The 22549-nt window shown below is 71.1% G+C and carries 15 protein-coding genes; 4 read left to right on the forward strand and 11 right to left on the reverse strand.

The window, feature by feature from the left end; all coding sequences use genetic code 11:
- Positions 1-76: 76 nt before the first annotated feature.
- On the reverse strand, positions 77-1765 hold the full coding sequence (locus tag ABB55_RS18990) for a saccharopine dehydrogenase family protein (protein ID WP_054360205.1): 1689 nt from the start codon (positions 1763-1765) through the stop codon (positions 77-79).
- Positions 1762-2214, reverse strand: coding sequence for a thiol-disulfide oxidoreductase DCC family protein (locus tag ABB55_RS18995; protein WP_054360206.1), 453 nt, complete (start codon positions 2212-2214; stop codon positions 1762-1764). Before ABB55_RS18995 ends, ABB55_RS18990 begins: the two co-directional genes overlap by 4 nt.
- A gap of 237 nt (positions 2215-2451) precedes the next feature.
- Between ABB55_RS18995 and ABB55_RS19000 the strand changes: the two genes are divergently transcribed.
- Complete coding sequence (locus ABB55_RS19000) at positions 2452-3999, forward strand: hypothetical protein (RefSeq protein ID WP_152982106.1); 1548 nt, start codon at positions 2452-2454, stop codon at positions 3997-3999.
- Positions 4000-4075: 76 nt separating this feature from the next.
- Here ABB55_RS19000 and grpE read toward each other — a convergent pair whose 3' ends face one another.
- The 8 genes from grpE to ahcY all read right to left on the reverse strand — a co-directional run bounded on the left by grpE (position 4076) and on the right by ahcY (position 18742).
- On the reverse strand, positions 4076-4702 hold the full coding sequence (gene grpE, locus ABB55_RS19005; protein WP_054362170.1) for a nucleotide exchange factor GrpE: 627 nt from the start codon (positions 4700-4702) through the stop codon (positions 4076-4078).
- Between the two features lie 154 nt (positions 4703-4856).
- Positions 4857-5180, reverse strand: coding sequence for a thioredoxin (gene trxA, locus ABB55_RS19010; RefSeq protein WP_054360208.1), 324 nt, complete (start codon positions 5178-5180; stop codon positions 4857-4859).
- Between the two features lie 110 nt (positions 5181-5290).
- Positions 5291-8920 (reverse strand): UvrD-helicase domain-containing protein, encoded by a 3630-nt coding sequence (locus ABB55_RS19015; RefSeq protein WP_054360209.1) that lies wholly within the window; start codon positions 8918-8920, stop codon positions 5291-5293.
- Positions 8917-12198 carry a double-strand break repair protein AddB gene (addB, locus tag ABB55_RS19020; protein ID WP_054360210.1) on the reverse strand — a complete coding sequence of 1094 codons (3282 nt, stop codon included), beginning with the start codon at positions 12196-12198 and terminating at the stop codon, positions 8917-8919. The genes ABB55_RS19015 and addB overlap by 4 nt, the downstream gene beginning before the upstream one ends.
- Positions 12199-12222: 24 nt before the next feature.
- Positions 12223-12975: a nucleotidyltransferase family protein gene (locus ABB55_RS19025; RefSeq protein WP_054360211.1), complete on the reverse strand. Its 753-nt coding sequence runs from the start codon at positions 12973-12975 to the stop codon at positions 12223-12225.
- A 27-nt stretch (positions 12976-13002) separates the two neighbouring features.
- Positions 13003-14547 carry a tRNA (adenosine(37)-N6)-threonylcarbamoyltransferase complex ATPase subunit type 1 TsaE gene (gene tsaE / locus ABB55_RS19030; RefSeq protein WP_054360212.1) on the reverse strand — a complete coding sequence of 515 codons (1545 nt, stop codon included), beginning with the start codon at positions 14545-14547 and terminating at the stop codon, positions 13003-13005.
- 4 nt (positions 14548-14551) lie between these two features.
- The gene (locus ABB55_RS19035; RefSeq protein WP_083463756.1) at positions 14552-17140 is read right to left on the reverse strand and encodes a sensor histidine kinase; all 2589 of its coding nucleotides are present in this window, start codon (positions 17138-17140) and stop codon (positions 14552-14554) included.
- A 201-nt stretch (positions 17141-17341) separates the two neighbouring features.
- Complete coding sequence (gene ahcY / locus ABB55_RS19040) at positions 17342-18742, reverse strand: adenosylhomocysteinase (protein ID WP_054362172.1); 1401 nt, start codon at positions 18740-18742, stop codon at positions 17342-17344.
- A gap of 236 nt (positions 18743-18978) precedes the next feature.
- Here ahcY and ABB55_RS19045 point away from each other — a divergent pair, with 236 nt between their 5' ends.
- Together ABB55_RS19045 and ABB55_RS19050 are read left to right on the forward strand one after the other, a co-directional pair.
- The gene (locus ABB55_RS19045) at positions 18979-19311 is read left to right on the forward strand and encodes a YbjQ family protein (RefSeq protein WP_054360213.1); all 333 of its coding nucleotides are present in this window, start codon (positions 18979-18981) and stop codon (positions 19309-19311) included.
- Positions 19312-19414: 103 nt separating this feature from the next.
- Complete coding sequence (locus tag ABB55_RS19050) at positions 19415-19993, forward strand: DUF4337 family protein (protein WP_054360214.1); 579 nt, start codon at positions 19415-19417, stop codon at positions 19991-19993.
- Here ABB55_RS19050 and ABB55_RS19055 read toward each other — a convergent pair.
- Positions 19986-20897, reverse strand: a complete 912-nt coding sequence (locus ABB55_RS19055; protein WP_054360215.1) for a hydrogen peroxide-inducible genes activator — start codon at positions 20895-20897, stop codon at positions 19986-19988. The genes ABB55_RS19050 and ABB55_RS19055 overlap by 8 nt on opposite strands.
- A 175-nt stretch (positions 20898-21072) precedes the next feature.
- Between ABB55_RS19055 and ABB55_RS19060 the strand changes: the two genes are divergently transcribed.
- On the forward strand, positions 21073-22548 hold the full coding sequence (locus tag ABB55_RS19060) for a catalase (protein ID WP_054360216.1): 1476 nt from the start codon (positions 21073-21075) through the stop codon (positions 22546-22548).
- Position 22549: the final 1 nt, after the last annotated feature.

Genomic DNA, 22549 nt, shown 5'->3' on the forward strand with positions numbered 1-22549 from the left:
GATCCGTCCGTGGCGCAGGAGCCATGCCGTGCACGCGGACCGCATCGGTCGCACCCTGCAGTGGTCTTCGGGCCGGTCAGCGGGCCGGCCGGACCGGGGCGAGATGGCCGCGATAGCGCACCAGCCGGCCGAGCCGGAGCGGCAGGCTCATCTCGACATCGAAGGTGAAGCGCCCGTCCTCGTCGACCGCCTCGACCGCATAGGCCTCCGGCCCGAGCAGCGCCGGCAGCGGCAGCCGGCCGATCCGCCAGCCGGCCGAGCGGAACACCAGCCCGTAGGGATTGGCCTCCAGGGCGAGCCGGAAGCGGAACGGGCCGAACCGTTCCTCGATCACGCCGGCGCCGGCATCGGCTTCGGCCGCCGAGAGATGGCTGGCGAAGCGCCGGCCGGCGAAATCCCGGGTCCAGACCTCGTGGTCCGCGCCGGCGCCGGACATGTCCTCGATCCGGACCGTCAGCGGCACCGCATGGCCTTCGCGCGGCAGGCCGATCAGGCGTGCGATCGCCCGGGCGAGCGGGTTCTTGGCGCCGTAGATGTCGGCCTCGCCGACATGGTCGGCGACCGCGCCCGGGCTGTGCAGGCCGCGCACCGGGGTCGGCAGATTGTCGAAGGCCGCCGCCAGCGCGCGGCGGAACTGCGGCACCAGCACGTCGGTCCGCGTCGTGACCGTGATCGGCAGGCGCTCGATCTCGGCCTCGATCGCATCGAGCGGGATGCGGCCGGCCGCGATGTCGGCGCGCGGCAGGATCTTGCCGGCGGCGATCACCTTCAGGGCGGCGACGGCCGGAAGGGTCGGGATGGTCGGCCCGGAGCCCGCCTCGGCGACCAGTTGCCAGACGGCGCGCACCCGCCGTCCGGCCGCTTCCGTGCCGACCGCCTCGACCAGCATGCCGCCGCGGTCGCTGCCGAGCCGGTCGAGCCACAGCGCCATGCGGCGCAGCGGCTCGGCGAGGCCGGTCAGCGATCCGACGAAGGGCAGCCGTGCCCATTGCGCCAGCGCCCAGAGGCCGAAATGCAGCACCGGCAGTTCGAGCCCGGCCTTGAACACGGCGGCCCGGGTCGGCCGGTAGCGATGGGCGAGGAGATCGAGGTCGGGCGTCTCGGCGAGCGAGACCCAGCGCCGGCCGAGCCCCTCGATGCGGATCGCCTGCGGCCAGTCCCAGCCCGGCCGCTCCTGCCAGACGCTGTTCTCGAAGACGCGGACCGGCCGCCCGGCCCAGGACAGGATGGCGCGGATCACGGCCTTGCCGCGCGGCGCGCGATTGCCCGACGCGATGGCGGCGAAGACCGTCTCGACCTTGCCCCAGTTGCGCGTCATCCGGTCGAGCACGGCGTTGGACAGGCCCGGCGTCGAGCTGGCGCCGGTCAGCACCACCACGCCGGCGCGGCGCGCGCGGGCATCGAGCGGCGGGATCGTGCGCACGAAGTCGCGCGCATCGGCGAGGTCGACATAGTGGCAGCCGGCATCGATCGCGGCTTCCGCGACCCGCGGCGTGGCCCCCTGCCAGGGACCGGCCGCATCGACCACGGCCCAGAGCCGCAGGCCCTTCAGGTCGTCGGCGGTCAGCGTCGCGGTGTCGAGCACGACCGGTTCGACCGCGAAGCCCGGATGCAGGCCCGACAGCTCGCGCGCCGCCCGTTCGATGCGCGCCTTGTCGCGGCCGGCGATGACCACCACGAAATCGGTCGTCGCCAACAGCCGCTCCACCAGACGGGAGCCGAAGGCGCCGCTCCCGCCGATGACCAGAACGCGACGGGCCGTCATGTCGGATCGCTGCTCCCGGCGACGAGCCGGCCGGACAGTTCCGGGCCGGGCACCATGCAGGTCTCGCTGCGGCCGAACAGGCGGTAGCGGTTGCGGGCGATCAGGTCGTAGAGGCGATCGCGCACGACGCGCGGCACCAGGCGCGCCAGCGGCGTCCAGCGCCAGCCGGGCAGGCGGCGGGTGACCTCGATGGCGGCATCGGACTTGAACCAGACCCTGCCGCCGACCGCGACCGCGTTGGTTTCGGGCGCCTCGGGGTCGATCCCCAGCGTGGCGGCCAGACGGCGGCCGGCCTCGGTCTGGATCGGCAGGAAGCGGAACCGCCGCGCAGCGTCGCGCCGGGCCACGAATCGAACCCACCGCGAACAGAACACGCAGACGCCGTCGAACAGGATCACGCCGTCGGCGCCCTGCCAGGGGACCGGAGACCAGTCTCGGGACTTCAGCATTCAGGCGTATTCCGGCGGGAGCGCCGGATCCAGCCCCGGCTGCGAGGATCGACAGGGTGGCCCGGCGGATGCGGCAAGGCAATGGGCAACATCCGACGAAATCAGTGCGAAACACATCCCCTGTAACAAGCTGCAGAAGCGCCACAGTGGGGTCATGCGTCGATGTCGGAAGGTCGTAGGGTCGAAATGCCGGTTTCGCGTTCGGCCCTCGACATGCATCGCACCGGTCGCCTGCGGATGTCCGCCGGCCTTTGGCGCCGGCTCGGCCTTCTGACCGTCTTCGGGGGCGCCGTCGCCCTTGTGCCGATGGCGGCGCCGGCCCTGTTCAGCGAGCGTCCGTCCGAAGCGCTGCTCCCGGAAGCCGGTCGGTTTGCCCGCGCCGCCGCCGCCGCGGTTCCCGCCGTGCCGACCCATGTCGGCCAGACCGCGGCCGGCGAGATCCTGGCCGCCGTCGCGCCGCCGCCGCGGCGCCTGCCGCCGGAGGATGTCGACGCCGACGCCGTTCCGGCGCCCGCGGCACCGGAGCCGGCCTTGCGCGTCGCCGCCGGACCCGGTGCGGCCGATACCTCCAAGCTCGCCTCGGTATCGCCGGCCGCGACGGTCTCGATCGAGGACATGGCCCGCCGTTTCGCCGCCCTGGCGGCGACCGGACCGGTTCCCGAGCCGCGCAACGCCCCGGAATGGTATCACAATGCCCGCACGGCCGAGATGCGCGGCGATGCCGTCGAGGCGCGCCGGGCCTATCTGAAGGTTGCCGGGCTCGACCTCGACGCGGTCGATCCCTGGAGCCGGCTCGCCGCCCTGGTGCTGGTCCAGGACGGCCGCTCGGGCGCCCGCCAGGTCTTCGCCACGCTGGCCGATCGCAATCGCGCGCCTGCCTTCGAGCTGGTCGCCGCGACGCTCGCCGAGGATGCCGATCGCCGGCGCCGGATCGAGGCCTTCATGGCCATGAATCCCGATTACGGGCCGGGCTGGTATCTCTATGCCGACGAATTCTCCGAATCCCGGCTCGGCAGCCAGACCATCGGCGAGAAGCGGCGCGAGCGCGATGCGCTCAACCGCTTCCTGCAGGCCGAGGAGGCCGGTCTGCTGAAGAACCGGTTCCTGGACCTCTCCATGCTGGCCGACTGGCTCGACAAGGCGCGCCGCCGCCGCGGCGTGCTGGAGACGGCGCTGATCAACATGCCGAGCGAGCCGCGGGCGATCTTCACGCGCTCGAATGCCGACTGGTCGGTCTATGTGCAATTGCCGGAGCCGGCGACCGGCTTCTCCTACCGGCTCGGCGAGGCCGGACCGATGGTCCAGGCCGGGCCCGCCGTCGGCATCGATCAGCGCACCGGCCGGCCGAGCCCGAACACGACCATCTCGGTCGTCCCGGGCGCCGAGCCGCAGGTGATCGAGGTCGCCTACCAGGATCTGCGCGGCAGCCCCGTGGGTCCGTTCCGGATTCCGTTCGATCCGATGTCGGCGCTGGTCGGGCAGCAGCGCCAGGCCCTGGAAATGACCAAGGGCTCGTGGGTGGCCTACCGCGAAGGCAGCGGCCTGACACTCTATACCACCCACCTGATGACCTATCGCTGCACCATCGCGAAGGCCACCTACGGCCTCGACAGCGAGCCGGTCGACAAGGCGATCCCGCTGCCGCCCTGCGACCCGAAGGATCCCTTCTCGGTGCCGTCCGGCGCGACGCCCTATTTCAAGATCCCGGCGACGACCCGGTCGGTGACCGTCCGGCTGGAATTCCGCGACGGCAGTCGTTCGGAAACGACGCTGCCGCGGCGCTGACGACGGCTCCCGGATCGGCGTTCCGACCGGCCCCCGGGCGTAGCCGAGGGCCCGCGGGACGCGGTCTTGCCGCCGGTCACGCCGTGCGGTCGACCCCGGCCGCCTCGGCGGGGGCTGCGGGGGCCTTCGGGCCGCCCTTGGCGACGCCGACCAGGGCCGGCCGCAGCACCCGGTCGCCGAGCACGTAGCCGTCCTGCAGCACCTGCAGCACGGTGCCGGACGGAACCTCGGCATTCGGGATCTCGAACATCGCCTGATGCAGGTTCGGGTCGAAGCGGCCGCCCATCGGCTCGATCCGACGCACGCCGTGCTTCTCCATCGCCTTGGCGAGTTCGCGGCCGGTCAGTTCGACGCCCTCGATCAGCGACGTGACGGCGGCCTCGGCCGCCGCGCGCGCCTCGGCCGGCAGGGCGCCGACGGCGCGGGTCAGGTTGTCGGAGACGCCGAGCAGTTCGCGGGCGAAGGCCGTGATGGCGTAGTCGCGCGCGTCCTTGATCTCCTTCTCGGTGCGCCGGCGCAGATTTTCCATCTCGGCCAGCGTACGGAGCAGGCGATCCTTCATCTCGGCGTGTTCGGCGCGCAGCTGTTCGGTCGGATCGGGGGTGGCGGTCTCGGCGGGGGCGGCGTCGGGCGTCGGCGCGCCCGCGGCCGCCGCTTCGGTCTGATCCGCCGCGGTGGTGTTCGAACGGGTTTCGTCGCTCATGGCGTCCTCAATCAACAGGCCGGATTCGGGTTCGGTTCCGGCCGTGCATTTGAGGTTTCGCAGCGGCGAAATCAAGCCATCCGTCGGCCGATACGCAAACGCCCCGGCCGGGGCCGGGGCGTCGCGACAGACGAGCGCGCCGAAGGACGGCGGATCAGGCGATGTTGGTCTTGATCCATTCCACCATCTTGTTCTTCGGATAGGCGCCGACCAGGTTGGCGGCCGGCTTGCCGTCGCGGAACAGGATCAGGGTCGGGATCGAGCGCACGCCATAGACCTGCGCGATGCGCTGGTTGTCGTCGATGTTGAGCTTGGCGATCTTCACGCTGCCGGACATCTCGGTCGAGATCTCCTCGAGCGCCGGGGCGATCATGCGGCACGGGCCGCACCACTCGGCCCAGAAGTCGACCAGCACGGGCTCGGAGGACTTGAGCACGTCGGCTTCGAACGACGAATCGGTGACTTTCTCGGACGCCATGGGAAAGGCCTTTCGGAACGGGCGCTTCACGCGCCGCAAGTATGCATCGGATGGACCAAGGTAGGAACCGGGCCGGGTAGCGTCAAGAAGACCGCGCCACAAGCCTGCCGTCACGAAAAGGAGAGCCCGGCCGCCATCGCGTCGAGCGCGGCCGGATCGAGCTCGGCGATCGACGGCCGCGCGGTCCACAGGATCGCGCAGCGGATGCGCCGGCCGGGGAAGATGTCGGCGAGCACGCGCCGGTAGACGGCCATCTGGGCGAGATAGTCGCGCGGCGTGCCGGCGGCATCGGCCGGCGGGTTGCGGTTGGTCTTGTAGTCGAGCACGACGACATCCGTCGCGGAGACGGCGAGCCGGTCGATCTGGCCCGAGACGGCGCGGCGCGTGCCGTCGGCGAGGGCGATCTCGCCGGCGATGGCCACCTCGGCGCGCGAGCCGGGCGCGAACAGGGCCGCGAAGGCCCCGTCCTCGATCACGCGCAGCACCTCGTCGACCAGCCGGTCCCGGTCCGCGGCCTCGCTGTCGGCGAGCGTGCGCGCCACGAAGGCCTCCGCGGCCATCCGCCGCCGCTCCGCCGCCATGTCGGGCAGGACTTCGAGCAGCTTGTGGATCACCCGGCCGCGCCGGGCCTCGAAGGATTCCGGCGCCAGTGCTGCCTCGAAGGCGCTGACCGCCGGATAGGCCGGCAGCGCCTCCTTGGTGGCGATCTCGGCCAGGGCCTTGGACGGCCGCAGCAGCTCCGGACCGGCGACCGAGGGTGCCGGGCGCGCGATCCAGTCGGGCAGGGGGCTTTCGACCGGCCCGACCGCCGCCGTGTCGGCGACCGGCGGCACCGGCGGGCGCTCGGCCGCGCGCCAGCGCGTCGCCAGGAGCGTGCGGTCCGGCGCCTCGATCCGGACGGCTTCGGGAGACGGCGACAGGGCCAGGTCGATCGAGCGGAACCAGCACTCGTCGTCGAGCCCGCTCCGGCCGGCATGGGCGACCACATAGAGACGGTCGGCGGCGCGCGTCATGGCCACATAGAGCAGGCGGCGGTATTCCTCGCCCTGCTCGCGTTGCCAGTCGGCGATCGCCGCCTCGATCCGGGCGGAGCGGAGCTCCTTGCGCGGGCACCAGACCAGGAGCGGCACGGCATCGAGCCCGGCCGCGGCCACGACCGGCACGGCGACCAGCTTCGGCGCATGGCGCGCATTGACCGGCTTGGAGCCGCCGTCGACCAGGAACACCACCGGCGCCTCCAACCCCTTGGCGCCGTGCACGGTCATCACGCGCACCTCGTCGCGCGCCTCGTCGAGTTCGCGCTTGATCTCCGGCGGGCTCGCCGCGAAGGCGGCCAGGAAGCCGGCGAGGCTCGGCGCGGCGACGCGGTCATGGGCGAGCGCGGCGGCCAGGAATTCGTCGATTACGTCGTCGGCTTCTGGCCCGAGCCGTGCGGCAATGCGCTGGCGGCCCCCCTCCGCCGACAGGATGCCGGCATAGAACTCGAACGGCGGCACCAGATCGGCGCGGCGGCGCCAGCCGGCCAGCCGGCGATAGGCCTCCGCGGCTGCCGGGTCGGTTGCCCCGCCGGCTCCCTCCGCATCCGCAGATGCGTCGCTCCCGGGATCGCCGCCCGCCGCACGGTCGCCCGTCACACTGTCGCCCGCCGTACCGTCCCCGGCGGCCGCGCGCAGCGCGTCCCAGAGCGCCGTCCGGTCGTTCTCGCGCCGGGATGCGACCCGGTAGAGCTGCTCCTCCGAGAGGCCGATCAGCGGGCTCTTCAGCACCGTCGCGAGCGACAGGTCGTCCTCCGGCAGCAGCACGACGCGGCCGAGCGCGACCAGATCCTCGATCGCGATATGGTCGGTCAGTCGCAGCCGGTCGGCACCCGCGGCCGGAATGCCGCGCTCCTTCAGCACCCGGTTCATGGCCTCGACGAAGGCGCCGCGCTTGCGGACCAGGATCAGCACGTCGCGCGGGCGGACCGGCCGCCCGGTGCCCTCCAGCCGGAAGCCCGGCGCGGTCAGCCGCTCGATTTCGTCGGCGATGCGCCGGGCAAGCAGGAGCGGCGGCGCGGCGGCACCGAGCCGGTCGATCGGGGCGGTCCAATCCTCCGGCTCGCTCAGCGCCACCGGCATCACCGGCGGCCAGATCTCGACCATCCCGGGTGCGGAGGCGCGCACGGCGAGGTGCCGCTGCCAGCCGCCGCCGGCGACGCCGGCCTGCATCTCGGGCGCGGCGAAGACCCGGTCGACCGCCTCCAGCACGTCCGGCGTCGAGCGGAAGGAAAGATCGAGCGGGACCCGGTCGAAGCGGCCGCCGCCGCGCGGCACCGCGATGGCGAAATGCGCCTCGTTGGCGCCGAATTCCTTCGGGGCGGCGTCCTGGAACGAGTAGATCGACTGCTTCTCGTCGCCGACCGCGAAGATCGTCCGGCCGCGCCGCGCGCCCTCGCCGGCAAAGAATTCCTCGGTCAGCTGGCGCACGATCGCCCATTGGCGCGGGCTGGTGTCCTGCGCCTCGTCGACCAGGACATGGTCGATGCCGCGGTCGAGCTTGTATTGGACCCAGGCGGCGGCCTCCGAGCGCGACAGGAGCTGCAGCGTGCGGGCGATCAGGTCGTCGAAATCGAGCGCCCCGCGCGCCCGCTTGGAGCTCTCGTAGTCGGCCAGCACGGCGTCGCCGAGCGCGATCAGCGCCAGCGTCGCGGCGCGGGCGCGATGCGCCACCAGCCGGTCGACGAGGCCGGAGAGGCGGGCGCCTTCGCGATCGAGCCGCTCCTCCAGGTCGCCGATCCGGTCCTTGACGAATTTGGTCGCGAAGCGGCTTGCCGCGCGCGGCTTGCGGTCCTTGGTCAGGAAGATGTCGAGCCAGGCCTCGCGGGCGGCCTCCGGCGCCGCGCCCCGCGCCGCCCCGAAGGCGGTCGCCAGGGCGATGTCGGTCGCTTTGTCGGACTGGCCGGCGGTGGCGATCAGCCGGTCGAGCCAGGGGCCGGCGAAGTCCGGCGACTGCAGAATGGCGTCCGCCGCCGTCTCGGGCGTCTCGCCGGGCGGCAGGCCGAGGGCCGTGCCGAGCAGGCCTTCGATGCGCGCGAAATCGCCGATCTCCGCCGTGCGGAAGGCGCGGCGGAAGCTGTCGCGCCGGCGCACCAGTTCGTCGAGCGCGCTGGTGAAGCCGTCCTCGCCGGCCGTGTCGATGACGTCGACCAGGGCGGCGCCGAGATGCCCGTCCGGCCCCTCGGCGGCGGCGCGGACCAGGATGCGGTTGCGGGCGCGGTCGATCAGCTCGCGCTCGCCGGCCTCGTCGAGGATCTCGAAATTGCCGGCGAGATCGGCCTCGATCGGGAACTGCTGCAGGATGCGTTCGCAGAAGCCGTGGATGGTCTGGATCTTGAGCCCGCCCGGCGTCTCGATCGCGGAGGCGAACAGGCGCCTCGCCCGGATCAGGTCGCCCGGAGCCGGGTCGGTGCCGGTCACGTCGGCCAGACTGCGGACGAGGCTGGCGTCGTCGGCGACGGCCCATTTGGCCAGATCGTCGAAGACGCGGTTGGACATGGTCGCCGCCGCCGCCTTGGTGAAGGTCAGGCAGAGGATCTTCGAGGCCGGCGTGCCGGCGAGCAGGATGCGCATCACCCGCCGGGTCAGCACATGGGTCTTGCCCGAGCCGGCATTGGCCGACACCCAGGCCGAGGCACGCGGATCGCTCGCCCGGCGCTGGCGGTCGGCGGTGTCCTTCGGCACGACGATGCGGGCGCCGCTCATTCGCTCTCGCCCCCTTCGCCGGCCGCCCATTCCTTGACCCGGGCGAGATGGTCGTAGGGGCCGTCGGTGTCGCGCTGGAACTGGATGCGCGGCCGCGACGGATAGCCGGTGGCGGGATTGCGGTAGTGGCCGACCAGCCGCCGCAGCCGGTCGAGCGCCATGGCGGCGAGTTCGTCCGCGCTCGGCGGAGGACCGCCGCCGCGGATCGGCAGCGTCACGTCGGTGACCGCACCGCCGGCCCCGGTCCCGGACAGCTTGACATAGGCGAGCATGGCGATCGGCCGCTCGGCGAGGTCGGCGCCGAAGGCGCCCTGCCGGACCATGCCGGCCTCCAGCGGCAATTGCGGTGCGAGCAGGCTCTGCACCTGGGCGGCGGACGGCACGGTGCCGGTCTTGTAGTCGAGGATGCCGAGCCCGCCGTCCTTGAACCGGTCGATGCGGTCGGCGCGGCCGACCAGCGTGAAGGGCGTGCCGTCGACCGGCAGGTCGAGCGCCTCGCGCTGCTCCAGCAGGCTGTCGGCGATTGCCCCGGCGCGCGGCCGCTCGAACTGGGCGATGAACCAGGCGCCGATCTTCTCCAGTCGCGGCCGCCACAGCGCCAGCACCTCCGGGAAGGCCGCATAGGCCTCCAGCGCGTCGTCGGCGAGCCGCATGAAGCGCGCCTGGGCCTCCGACGGGCTCTCTGCCTGCCGCCCGGCCACGAAAAGGTGCAGCACCTCATGCACGATGCTGCCGCGGTCGCCGCCGTCCGGGGCCTCCGCGAGCTCTTCCATCGGCTGCAGGCGCAGGACGTGGCGGGCATAGATCGCGTAGGGGTCGCGGATCAGGGTCTCGATCTCGGTCACCGAGAGCCGGTTCGGCCGCGCCTCGACCGGCGGCTTCGGCTCGGGCCGGGCGGCCGGCGCCGGGGCGGCGGCCGGGCGGTCGAGCCGGCGGGCGCGGTCCAGGTGGACGGCGCCGCGCGCGCGTAAGGACGCGGCGATGTCCGGCCCGACCACGGCGAGGAGCCGCTGCAGCCAGCGCGACGGCACGGTCGGGGCGCCGCCGGACCGCGCGCTGCGCGACAGGATCACCTCCGGCGCCGTGACGCCTTCGACGAAGTCATGCGCCGCCAGGCCGATGCGCCTTTCCGGCGCTTCCAGGCCGAGTTCGCGCTTCATCGGGCGCGACAGCCAGGCATCGGCGCGGGTGACGGCCGGCCAGGTGCCCTCGTCGAGCCCGGCCAGGATCAGCCGGTCGACGCTCTGCAGGCGCGCCTCCAGCGGACCCCAGATGGCGATCCGGCTGCCGGTGCCGGCGGCGCGGCGGCGCACCGGCTGGTGGCCGATCAGCGCCTCGAAGAAGGCCGGATAGTCCGACCCGCGCAGCGAGATGGTGAAGGCGTCGGCGCGCGCGGCTTCGATCAGCCCGGCCAGCGCCGTCGCCAGCGCCTCGCCGGCCTCGCCCTCGAAGAGCCGGGCGTCGGAACCGTCCGCATCCGCCGCCACGGCGCGCAGCGCCGCCGCGTGAAGGCCGAGCAGATCGGCCAGCGGGACCCGGCCCGGGGCGGCGGCGGCCCGCTCCAGCGGACCGAGCGCGGCGGCGAGCCGGTCGATCAGGTCTTCGCCCGCCTGCCAACCGGCGGTGCCGAGCCGCCGCCGCTGCGGACTGGAGTCGCGCGCCGTGCGGGTGTCGTAGGCGTGCCGGCGTTCGGCGAAGGCGGCCGCCAGCCCCTCGCTGCCGGCACCCGGGCGGGGTCCGCGCAGGGCGGCGATCTCCAGCGCGCGCGCCGCGCGTCGTGCCGCGGCCCGCTCCATCCCGAAGGCGGCGAGCGGATGCTGCAGCAGGCCGACCAGCGCGACCGGCTCGAAGCCGCCGCAGGCGACCTCGGCGACCATGCGGGCGAGCACGGCGGGCGGGGTTTCGAGCAGCGGCACGCCGGCGGAATCGTCGACCGCCAGACCCCAGCGGCCGAGTTCGGCGGCGACCCGGCGGGCGAGCGTGCGGTCGGGCGTGACCAGGGCGGCGGTGCGGCCGTCGGTCTCCAGGACTTCGCGCAAGGCGAGCGCGATCGCCAGCGCCTGTTCGGCCTCCGAGCGGGCCTCCATCAGGCCGACGCCCGCGAAGGCGGCCTGCAGGGGCGCGAGCCCGCCGACGGTGGCGCGGAAGCCGGGCCAGGTCTCGGTGGTGCCGGCGGGCTTCAGCGCCTCGGCGACGACCCGGGCGCGCAGCGCCAGCGCCTCCGGCACGGCCGGTCCGACCGGCTCGACCGCGCTGCGGTCGATGCGAAAGCCGCGATCGAGCAATTGCTTCAGGCCGTATTGCGGGTGGCCATAGGCCGGTTGGCCATGATCCGGACCGCCGATCGCATTCCAACTGTCGGCATCGAGCCCGCGGTCGAGGCCCGGCAGCACGACCGCGCCGCGCGGCAGGCTCGCGATGGTGGCGAGCAGCGCCGCGGTGGCCGGGATCGAGCCGGTCGAGCCGGCGGCGATTACCGGCCCCTTCGGCGGCGCGGCGGCCAGCCGCTCGGCCTCGCGGCGGACGGCGCGGTTGCGCTGGCGGGCCGGGTCGGCCAGGCCGCGTTCGGCCAGGAAGGCCGGCCAATGCTCGGTGACGATGGACAGGAAGGACAGCGTCAGGGACCAGAAGGCGGCGTGATCCTCCGGCACGATCGATGCGAGCTTCGCCCAGTCGGCGCCCTCGGTCTCGACCTGGTCCATCAGGGTCAGCAGCGCGCGGGCGAGATGGGCGGCCTCCGCCGGCGAGGCCGGGAAGGTCGGTGCGGCGTCGGTGACCGGGTTGAAGAGATCGCGGGCGAGCGTCTCGGTCCAGGCGACCACCAGCCGGGTCAGGCCGAGCAGCCGCTCCAGGCCGTCGACCTCCGGTTCGAGATCGCGCGCGAAGGCGGCCGAGCCTTCGGCGTCGATCAGGCCGGCATCCTCGTCGATGTCGCCGAGCGGGGCGATGCGCGGCAGGATCGCGGCACGACCGCCGAGGCGGTCGAGGATCACGCCGCGCAGGGCGCGCGCGGCACGCCGCGTCGGCACCAGGATGGTCACGTCGGCGAGCGCCAGCGGGTCGGACCCCAGGTCCGGGTCGGACCTTGCGTCCGGGTCGGACCTTCCGTCCGGGTTGGGCGATCCGGCCGGGTCGAAGCGGAAGTCCGGAACGATCTGGCCGGCGAACAGCGCATCGACCAGGGTGGCGAGGAAGGGCAGTCCGGGATCGATGGTCAGGACGCGCGGGTGCCGCCGGGCCTCCGGGCCTGCCTCCGCCTCAGGATCGCTGCCTGCCATGCTGCTCCGCCCGCGGTCGGGCCGTCACGCCGCGCTGTGCCGGATGGTCTCCTCCGCCTCGCGGATCGCCTCCGGCGTGCCGACGTGAAGCCAGATGCCGTCCATGTGCACGCCGTAGAGCCTGCCCGATTCGAGCGCGCGATCGAAGAACTTGTTGAGCGAGAACCGACCCTGGGCTGTACCGGCGAAGATGCGCGGGTGGATGATCGCCGTGCCGGCATAGACGAAGGGGGCGACGCGGCCTTCGATGCGGCGCTCCAGGCGGCCGAGCGGGTCCATGGTGAAGTCGCCCTGGCCGTCGTAGCCGGATGCGGTGACGGTCGGCGACAGCAGGAGCAGAATGTCCATCGTCGCCTCGTCCCAGAATTCGACCAGCAGTTCGAGATTGTCGGCGTAGCCGTCGATCCAGAAGCTGTCCGAATTGAACAGGAAGAACGGGTCCGGCCCGATCATGTCGAGCGCCTTGACGATGCCGCCGCCGGTCTCCAGGAGACCGCTGCGCTCGTCGGAGATCAGAACCTTCGGCTCAGCCCGCTTGAGGACGTGGAACTCGACCAGATCGGCGAGATAGTGGACGTTGACCACCACGGTCTCGACGCCGGCATCGACCAGGCGGTCGAGACCGTGGTCGATCAGCGCCTTGCCGGCGACCTCGATCAGCGGCTTGGGGGTGGTGGCGGTCAGCGGGCGCATGCGCTTGCCGATCCCGGCCGCGAGCATCATGGCGCGGGTCGGTCGCTTCGCCTCGGGGCGCTTCACCTGGGTCGGATGGGTCATGGTCGGAACAGCTCTGGATGCGATGGCTCACGGCACCCGCAGGCGCGAGGCCACGGGGACGTGCGCGTCATACCAGAGCTTCACGCCGAGCGTCACGCCTTCGCGCAGGGATCGGTCGAGATAGTCCCAAAGCCGGGGATAATGCCGCATGTAGCCGGGCTTGCCGTCGCGGTTCTTCAGCCGGGCGAAGACGCCGAGGATGCGCGTGTTGCGCTGGACCGACAGGATCGCGTAGGCCCGGCGGAAGGCGCTCGCGTCGAAGGCCGGATCGGCGGCGGTGCGCAGCGCCAGATAGTGCGCCAGCAGCCCGGCTTCGAGGTCCGGCGGGACGGTGACGCGGGCGTCCTGGGCGATCGAGACCAGATCGTAGGCCGGATGGCCCACGATAGTATCCTGGAAGTCGAGAATGCCGATGCGCCGGTGGCCCTCGCGGTCCGCAAGCCAGAGCAGGTTCGGCGAGTGGTAGTCGCGCAGGCACCAGGTCGTCGGGGCGGCCAGGACCTCGTCGAACAGCGGCGACCAGGCGGCCAGGAAGCTGTCGCGCTCATCCGGCGTTGCGGACCGTCCGAGGAGATGCGGCAGGCCCCAGTCGAGAAAGACGCCGATCTCGGCGGTCAGGTTGCCGCGATCATAGGCCGGGATCGCATAGGCGCCGCCGCAGCCGTCGTCGAGGCGCGCCGGCAGGTCCAGGCCGTGCAGCCGCGCCAGCACCTCGACAGCAATCCGGTAGCGTTCCGGGATCGGCGCCGGCGGATCGCCGGCGACGCAGAAGTCGTTGCCGAGATCCTCCAGGAGCATGAAGCCGCGCTCGGGATCGTGGGCGCGGACGGTCGGCACCGAGAAGCCGCGTTCGCCGAGGCCGAGCGCGAAGGCGTGGAACGGCCGCGTATCCTCGGCGAGCTTCGCGGCGGCACGGGCGCCCCGGCGCGCCTGCCCGGCCGCGTCGTCGGTTTCGGCCGGCTGGTTCATCAGGATGGCGCGGCCGGCCGGGCCGGCCAGCCGCTCATAGGCCCGCGCCGAGGCGTCGCCCTGCAGGTAGCGCCGGGTGGCATCGCCCCACCCGGCCGCAGCCATGAAGGCGCGGATGGCGAAGGTCCGCTCGATCCGGTCGCGCCAGACCTCTTCCGGGCCGGACAGGGTGGCGACGCGCGCATCCGGCGTCCGACCGTCGCTGAGCGCCAGCGTCAGCCGGTCCATCGGCAGTTCGCCCTCCGCCCGCTCGGGCCATTCGACCAGGGCGGCGCCGTCGGCCAGCGCTTCGTCGAGGCCGAGCTCGGCCATCTCGTCGGCGCCGCCGAGCCGGTAGAGGTCGAAATGGGCGAGCGCGAAGCGCGGCAGGGTGTAGCTCTGCACCAGCGTGAAGGTCGGGCTCGGCACTTCGAGCGCGGCGTCGCCGGCCAGCGTCCGGATCAGGGCGCGCGCCAGGGTGGTCTTGCCGGCGCCGAGATCGCCGTCGAGCGCGATCACGTCGCCGCGCCGGAGGATCGCGGCGATGTCCTCGGCCAGACGCACCGTCGCGGCTTCGTCGGCCAGGTCGATGCTGAGGCGCCAGGGCGCCGCCGGCTGGTTCATCGGCTCATTCCGCCGCGGTGTGCGTGACGACCGGATCGTCGAGATGGCGCGCGCCGGGAAACCGGCAGGTCACCGCGGTTCCGTGCCCTTCGGCCGAGTGGATCGCGATCGAGCCGCCGTGCAGCTCGACGAAGCTCTTCACGATCGACAGGCCGAGACCCGCCCCGCCGCGGTTCGGGCCCTGGCGGCGGGCATGGAAGCGGTCGAACACGGTGCGCAGCTGGTCGGCCGGGATGCCGATGCCGTCATCCTCGACGCTCAGCACCAGGTCGTCGCCGTCGCGCACCGCGCTGACGCGGACCTCGCCGCCTTCGGGCGAGAAGCGGATGGCATTGGAGAGCAGGTTGAACAGGATCTGCCGGACGCGCTTCTGGTCGGCGACGAAGGAGCCGACATCCGGGGCGATGCGGGTGGCGAGCCGGATCGCGGCGGCATCCAGCCGGTCGCGCACGCCCTCGACGGCGCCCGAGACGGCCGCCGCGACGTCGGTCTCGACCAGATCGAGCTTCATGATGCCGGCATCGATGGTCGCCAGATCCAGGATGTCGTCCACGATGATCATCAAGGCCTGGCTCGATGTCATGATGTGGCCGGCATAGTCGCGCTGCTTGTCGTTGAGCGGGCCGGTCTTGTTGTCGGCGAGCAGATGGGCGAAGCCGATGATGTTGGTCAGCGGCGAGCGCAGTTCGTAGGAGACCAGTCCGACGAAGTCGGTCTTGATCCGATCGGCCTCCTCGAGCGCCTCGTTCTTCTCCATCAGGGCGCGTTCGACGTTGACCGAGTCGGTGACGTTGGTGAAGGTCACCATGGTGGCGCCGTCCGGCAGCGGCACGGCGGCATATTCGAGCGTCAGGCCGTCGCGCCGGTCCATGCGCCCGACCAGGCGGGTCCGGTTGTCGGCGAGGCCGGTGACGGCGAGCTTCACCTCGAGCCAGCTTTGTGCGTGGTCGTGCAGGCGCGAGCAGTCGCCGATCACCTCGGAAATGTGCGGGCGGGCGGCGAGGCGGTTCTCGTCCAGCGCCCAGAACTGCACGAAGGGCGGGTTCCACAGGCGCAGCCGGCCATCGGAGCCGAACACCGCCACGGCCTCGTTCAGGTGGTCGAGCGTCTCGCCCTGGACGCGAACCAGCGCGTTGTGGCGCTTCTCCAGTTCGAGCCGTTCGGTGACATTCTCGTAGACATAGGTGACGCCGCCCTGCGGATGCGGATTGGCGATCACGCGCAGCGTCTGCCCGTCGGGCAGGTGCCACCAGTGCTCGCGCGCCTCCAGCGACTGGTAGGCGGCCAGCATCTCCTTCTTCCAGAGACGGAAATCGGCCTGCTCGGGCAGTTTGCGCGCGGCGCGCAGCTGATCGAGGATGCGGCTGTCCTCGGGGCGTCCGTCCAGGAAGGCGGTGTCGAGGTTCCACAGGCCGCGATAGGCGGCATTGTAGAATTCGAGCCGCTTGTCGGCGCCGAAGATGGCGACCGCGGTGGCCAGCTGATCGAGCGTGCGGGCGTGAAAGTCGATGGTCCGGCGCAATTCCGCTTGGATGCGTTCCAGGTCGGAGATGTCGGTGGCGATGCCGGCCGAGCCGTCGCGTCCGGCCACGTCGACCACGTCGAACACCCGGCGCTGGCCGGCGGCCACCAGCGGCAGGCGCGCATGGACGGTCGGCGCCTGTACCCGCAGGCGCGCCACCGCGTCGGTCGCGGCCCGGTCGAGCAGTTCCAGGCCGCGCACGGCGGCGGCATCGGGGTCGGATGCTTCCACCGCCTGCGCATAGGCCGGATTGACCCAGGTGATCTTGCCGCTGGCGTCGCGCAGCCAGACCGGCATCGGCGCGGCGTCCAGCATGGCGCGGATCGTCTGCACCTCGCCGACCAGATGCTGGTGGCGCTCCTTCAGATCCGCAAAGGCGATGCGCTCGGCGGAGAGATCGCGGAAGCGGACGAAGGGCCGGCCGCCGCCGATGCGTCCGATCGCCTCGATATAGGTGTGCGACGTCGTCGCCAGTTCGATCGCGAAGGGCGTGCCGCGCTCGCGCAGGGCGGCGATGCGGTGGTCGAGATCGGCGGCGCTTTCGCGCGACAGCCAGGACCCGAAGGCCAGGAAGCTGCCGCGTGCCTTCGGCGCGCCCGCGGCCGGGTCGAGAGAGCCGACGATGACCGGCGGTTCCTCCGGTCCCGACCAGACCACGACCAGCTGGTCCCCGGCATCAAGCAGGCCCTCGGCGCGATCGGCGAGGGCGCGGATGTCGCGGTTCTCGGCCTTCAGCCGGTCGATCTCGCGCTCCTGCCGCGTCCGCACCCGCATCATGCCGACGGCGCTGGCGACCGCGACGGTCAGGACGCCGGTCAAGAGCGCGGTCAGCATGATCTCGTGGGAGTAGAGGCTGCCGACGGTGACGGCGGTGTCCTCGGCGGCGGCGGCGAAGGCCGGCAGCGCCAGGGTCGGCAGGGCGGCCAGTCCGGCGGCGCAGTGCCGGGCGAAATCGTGAGCGAACGGCGGGCGGACGGTCGGGACGACAAGCCGGGCATGCGCGGTCTGGCCGAAAACGGCGTCGAATTTCGGGAACCTTGCCCGAATCCGTGCTCGCCTCCGCGGTGCCATGCCGAGGGTCCTTTCCCTGCCTGAGACGTGAAATGGAACGCGATTCCGAGGCACCGCGGCCGTTCAACGGCCTTCGTCCTGTCGAATCGCTCCGACGATAACCCGTCGCCGGACGGCTGGGGAGAGTCCGATCGGTAAAAATTGAAAGACCGCACCGTATTCCGGTGCGGTCTCAAGATATTGATTAAAGCCGGAGGCGGCTCAATACCGGTAGTGGTCGGGTTTGAACGGACCTTCGGAGGTCACGCCGATATAGGCGGCCTGCTCGCCGGACAGCTTGGTCAGCTTGACGCCCAGCTTGTCGAGATGCAGGGCGGCGACCTTCTCGTCGAGGCGCTTCGGCAGCGTGAACACCTTGTTCTCGTAGCGGCCGGCATTCTGCCACAGCTCGATCTGGGCGAGCGTCTGGTTGGTGAAGGACGCCGACATGACGAAGCTCGGGTGGCCGGTGGCGTTGCCGAGATTGACCAGACGGCCTTCCGACAGGACGATGATCCGCTTGCCGTCGGGGAACTCGACGTGATCGACCTGCGGCTTGATGTTGTCCCACTTGTAATTGCGCAGGGCGCTGATCTGAATCTCGGCATCGAAATGGCCGATATTGCAGACGATCGCGTTGTTCTTCATCGCCCGCATGTGGTCGATGGTGATCACGTCCTTGTTGCCGGTCGCGGTCACGAAGATGTCGGCCTTCGGCGCCATGTCGTCCATGGTCTGGACTTCGTAGCCCTCCATGGCCGCCTGCAGGGCGCAGATCGGGTCGATCTCGGTGACGATCACGCGCGCGCCGCCGTTGCGCAGCGAGGCCGCCGAGCCCTTGCCGACATCGCCGTAGCCGCACACGACCGCGGTCTTGCCGGCGAGCATCACGTCGGTGCCGCGGCGGATGGCGTCGACCAGGCTTTCGCGGCACCCGTAGAGATTGTCGAACTTCGACTTGGTGACGCTGTCGTTGACGTTGATCGCCGGGAAGGGCAGGCGGCCCTGTTCCATCAGCTGGTAGAGGCGATGCACGCCCGTGGTGGTCTCCTCGGAGACGCCCCGGATCGCGTCGCGGGTCTTGGCGAACCAGCCCGGCGCCGCGGCCAGGCGGCGCTTGATGGTCGCGAAGAAGACGATCTCCTCCTCGTTCTTCGGATCGGCGAGGATCGAGGCGTCCTTCTCGGCTTCGGCGCCGAGGATGACGTACATGGTCGCGTCGCCGCCGTCGTCGAGGATCATGTTCGGCACGCCGCCGTCATGCCATTCGAAGGTGCGGGCGACGAAGTCCCAGTATTCCTCCAGGCTCTCGCCCTTGTGGGCGAAGACCGGGGTGCCGCGCGCGGCGATCGCGGCGGCGGCATGGTCCTGGGTCGAGAAGATGTTGCAGGACGACCAGCGCACCTCGGCGCCGAGCGCCTGCAGGGTCTCGATCAGCACCGCGGTCTGGATCGTCATGTGCAGGCAGCCGGCGATGCGGGCACCCTTGAGCGGCTGCGCCATGCCGTATTCGGCGCGCACGGCCATCAGGCCCGGCATCTCGGTCTCGGCGATCGCGATCTCCTTGCGGCCGAAATCGGCCAGGCTGAGATCCTTCACGGAAAAGTCGTTGGTGGTGGTCATGGAGCACTCCGGGCCGCGGCCTTCCGCGGCCGACATACGGGATCCCGCAGGCGCCCGCTGCTGCGGGACGTCTGTCGTCGAGCGGGCTTATAGCCGAGCCGGTGAAATCCGGCAACAAGGATATAAAGATTTCTTTATATCCCTCGGCGAACGTGGTTTCCGATCTTTGCCGGGCATGGAACGGTCCTGAAACATGCGGGCGCTAGAGTGGCGATCCGTTCCCGACGGAGGGTTCCATGATCCGCAGCGACTTCATCACCACCGGCTTCGGCTTCCAGCGCTACCGCGTCGTGCGCGAGATCGGCATCGCCCACGGCATCGTGGTGCGCTCGCGCTCGATCGTCGGCAATTTCCTCGGTTCGCTGCAGACCATCTTCGGCGGCAACATCTCGATCTATACCGAGCTGTGCGAGGAGGCCCGCAAGCAGGCCTTCGAGAAGATGATGAAGGATGCCTCGGGCCTCGGCGCCAACGCGATCATCGGCTTCCGGTTCGAATCGACCGATATCGGCCAGGGCCTGACCGAAGTGCTGGCCTATGGAACGGCCGTCGAAGTCACCCCGATGTGAGCCGATCCGCCGCGCGGACCGGCATTGCCGTCAGGTTACCGACAGCCTTGCCGCAGCCGCAATCTGCCGGCATCGCGACGTAAGGGAACTGACGGAGGGGACCATGACGGACGCGGCGGCGCACCGGCCGGAAAGCCAGGAATCGCGGGATCATTTCAACAACATGATCGCCATCGCGGTGGCGCTCATCTCGGCCTTCATGGCGGTTTCGAAGGTCAAGGACGACAACATCGTCCAGGCCATGCAGAAAGCCCAGAGCGAGGTCCTCGACAACTGGAACGTCTATCAGGCGCGTCAGCAGCGCCGTGTGCTCGGCGAATACATGCTGTCGCAGACCAAGGCGGTGACGCCGGAGCCCTATCCCGAGCGGGTCGCCAAGGCGCTGGCCGAATGGCAGAAGGCGGTCGACGATTCCAAGACGCGCGCCGACCAGGCCGCCGCCAAGGCCAAGGCCGCGCAGGAAGCCTACGATTCGCTGAACGACCGCGACGACCTGTTCGACCTGTCCGACGCCATGCTGTCGGTCTCGCTGGCGCTGTTCGCCATCACGGCGCTGATCCGCATCCGCTGGCTGTTCGGCCTCGCCACCGGGCTCGGCCTGCTCGGCATGTTCTTCGGCTCCGCCGGTTTCGGCGGCTGGACGCAGTTCCATCCCAACTGGCTGGTCGCCCTGCTCAGCTGACCGGTGACGCCGTCCCGGCCTCGTGCGCCTCCGTCAGCAGGGCGCCGAGGGCCTCGTAGTCCCTTCGGCGCGGCGAGGTGCGGCGCCAGACGAGGCCGATGGTGCGGCTCGGTTCCGGCGCCGCGAAGCGGGTGACGGCGACGCGCGGATTGTTGCGCGTTTCCGCGGCGACCGACATGTCGGGCAGCAGCGTCACCCCGTAGCCGTTGGCGACCAGCTGCAGCACGGTGGCGAGACTGGTCGCGCCCAGCTGGGCGCGCAGATCCGGGCGGGTCGCGCCGCACAGCGCCAGGGCCTGATCGCGCAGGCAATGGCCCTCCTCGAGCAGCAGCACGCGCTCGGTTTCCAGGATGCCGTGGATGGCGGGCGGCGCGCCCGGCCGGCGGTCGGCGGCGCTGGCCAGCACGAAGGGATCGTCGAAGAGCGGCCGCTCCTCCAGATCGTTGCGCCCCGACGGCAGCGCGATCAGCACCGCATCGAGCCGCCCGTCGACGAGATCGTCGACGATCAGGCGCGTCTGGCTTTCGCGCAGTTCCAGCCGCAGCGCGGGATGGCGCGCCTGCAGCAGCGGCAGGACGGCGGGCAGCAGATAGGGGGCGATCGACGGGATCACGCCGAGCCGCAGCGGGCCGGTCAGCGGTGCGCCCGCCTGCCGGGCGACGCCGACCAGGTCGTCGACCGCGGTCAGGATGGAGCGGGCGCGCCCGACCACTTCGACGCCGGCCGGCGTCAGGCCGATGCTGCCGCGCGTCCGCTCGACCAGCCCGACGCCGAGCCGGGCCTCCAGTTCCTGGATCTGTTGCGAAAGCCCGGGCTGGGAGACCGCGCACTCGTCCGCGGCGTGGCCGAAATGGCGGTGCCGGGCGAGCGCTTCGAGATAGCGGAGCTGACGCAGCGAAATCACGAAGGATGGTTCTCCTGAGGCGGCCGGCCACCCACTGCCGATCCCTGGGGCACGGGCCGGGGGTTTGGGCCTATATAATTTGAAATTATCGCGGGGGCCATATCTTTCGATTGGACGTTATCGCCACCATACAGGAGGGTGCGCGGCGACCCATCGACCCGAACGGAGACTGCCCGTGACCCGGACCCTGACCACCACCGCCGGTGCGCCGATCGCCGACAATCAGAATTCGCTCTCCGCCGGCCGCAACGGACCGCTCCTGCTGCAGGACTGGCAGCTGATCGAGAAGCTCGCCCATCAGAACCGCGAGCGCATCCCGGAGCGCGTCGTCCACGCCAAGGGCTCGGCCGCCTATGGCACGCTGACCATCACCAACGACATCACCGCCTATTCGAAGGCCAAGCTGTTCGATGCGCTCGGCAAGAAGACCGAGGTGCTGCTGCGCTTCTCCACCGTCGCCGGCGAGCGCGGCGCGGCCGATGCCGAGCGCGACGTGCGCGGCTTCGCCCTCAAGCTCTATACCGAGGAGGGCAACTGGGACCTGGTCGGCAACAACACGCCGGTCTTCTTCATCCGCGATCCGCTCAAGTTCCCGGACTTCATCCGCACCCAGAAGCGGCATCCGTCGACCAACCTGCGCTCGCCGACCGCGATGTGGGACTTCTGGTCGCTGTCGCCGGAGAGCCTGCACCAGGTCACCATCCTGATGTCCGACCGCGGCCTGCCGCAGGGCTACCGCTTCATGAACGGCTACGGCTCGCACACCTATTCGTTCATCAACGCGGGCGGCGAGCGCTTCTGGGTCAAGTTCCACTTCAAGTCCCTGCAGGGCATCAAGACCTGGACCAACCGCGAGGGCGAGGCGGTCGTCGCCAAGGACCGCGAGAGCGCCCAGCGCGACCTCTACGAGGCGATCGAGGCCGGCGACTTCCCGCGCTGGCGCATGTGCGTCCAGATCATGCCGGAGGCCGACGCCGAGAAGACCGCCTACAATCCCTTCGACCTGACCAAGGTCTGGCCGCATGCCGACTATCCGCTGATCGAGGTCGGCATCCTGGAGCTGAACCGCAATCCGCGGCACTATTTCGCCGAGGTCGAGCAGGCCAGCTTCTCGCCGTCCAACATCGTGCCGGGCATCGGCTTCTCGCCCGACAAGATGCTGCAGGGCCGCATCTTTGCCTATGCGGATGCGCATCGCTACCGCGTCGGCACCCATTACGAAGCCCTGCCGGTCAACCGGCCGCGCTGCCCGGTCGCCCACTATCACGCCGACGGGTCGATGCTGCACGACATCCCGGAGCGCGGCGACGCCTATTACGAGCCGAACAGCATGGGCGGCCCGGCCGAGGACCGTCGCTTCGCCGAGCCGCCGCTCAAGATCTCCGGCGATGCCGACCGCTGGAACCATCGCGACGGCAATGACGACTACAGCCAGGCCGGCGCCCTGTTCCGCCTGATGAGCCCCGATCAGCGTGAGCGTCTGATGGACAACATCGCCGAGGCCATGCAGGGCGTGCCGGAGGAGATCGTCCGCCGCCAGGTCGTGCATTTCCACCGCGCCGATCCGGCCTACGGCCTCGGCGTCGCCCTGCGCATGAAGCTCGATGCCATGAACATCGATCCGCAGCCCCTCTCCACCGCCGCCGAGTGAC

This window comes from Prosthecodimorpha hirschii (assembly GCF_001305515.1).
Classification (GTDB): Bacteria; Pseudomonadota; Alphaproteobacteria; order Rhizobiales; family Ancalomicrobiaceae; genus Prosthecodimorpha; species Prosthecodimorpha hirschii.

What these genes read in the sequence shown, in the direction of transcription:
- ABB55_RS18990 (WP_054360205.1), bottom strand. Translation starts at nt 1,765, where the DNA reads ATGACGGCCCGTCGCGTTCTGGTCATCGGCGGGAGCGGCGCCTTCGGC.
- ABB55_RS18995 (WP_054360206.1), bottom strand. Translation starts at nt 2,214, where the DNA reads ATGCTGAAGTCCCGAGACTGGTCTCCGGTCCCCTGGCAGGGCGCCGAC.
- ABB55_RS19000 (WP_152982106.1), top strand. Translation starts at nt 2,452, where the DNA reads ATGTCCGCCGGCCTTTGGCGCCGGCTCGGCCTTCTGACCGTCTTCGGG.
- grpE (WP_054362170.1), bottom strand. Translation starts at nt 4,702, where the DNA reads ATGAGCGACGAAACCCGTTCGAACACCACCGCGGCGGATCAGACCGAA.
- trxA (WP_054360208.1), bottom strand. Translation starts at nt 5,180, where the DNA reads ATGGCGTCCGAGAAAGTCACCGATTCGTCGTTCGAAGCCGACGTGCTC.
- ABB55_RS19015 (WP_054360209.1), bottom strand. Translation starts at nt 8,920, where the DNA reads ATGAGCGGCGCCCGCATCGTCGTGCCGAAGGACACCGCCGACCGCCAG.
- addB (WP_054360210.1), bottom strand. Translation starts at nt 12,198, where the DNA reads ATGGCAGGCAGCGATCCTGAGGCGGAGGCAGGCCCGGAGGCCCGGCGG.
- ABB55_RS19025 (WP_054360211.1), bottom strand. Translation starts at nt 12,975, where the DNA reads ATGACCCATCCGACCCAGGTGAAGCGCCCCGAGGCGAAGCGACCGACC.
- tsaE (WP_054360212.1), bottom strand. Translation starts at nt 14,547, where the DNA reads ATGAACCAGCCGGCGGCGCCCTGGCGCCTCAGCATCGACCTGGCCGAC.
- ABB55_RS19035 (WP_083463756.1), bottom strand. Translation starts at nt 17,140, where the DNA reads ATGGCACCGCGGAGGCGAGCACGGATTCGGGCAAGGTTCCCGAAATTC.
- ahcY (WP_054362172.1), bottom strand. Translation starts at nt 18,742, where the DNA reads ATGACCACCACCAACGACTTTTCCGTGAAGGATCTCAGCCTGGCCGAT.
- ABB55_RS19045 (WP_054360213.1), top strand. Translation starts at nt 18,979, where the DNA reads ATGATCCGCAGCGACTTCATCACCACCGGCTTCGGCTTCCAGCGCTAC.
- ABB55_RS19050 (WP_054360214.1), top strand. Translation starts at nt 19,415, where the DNA reads ATGACGGACGCGGCGGCGCACCGGCCGGAAAGCCAGGAATCGCGGGAT.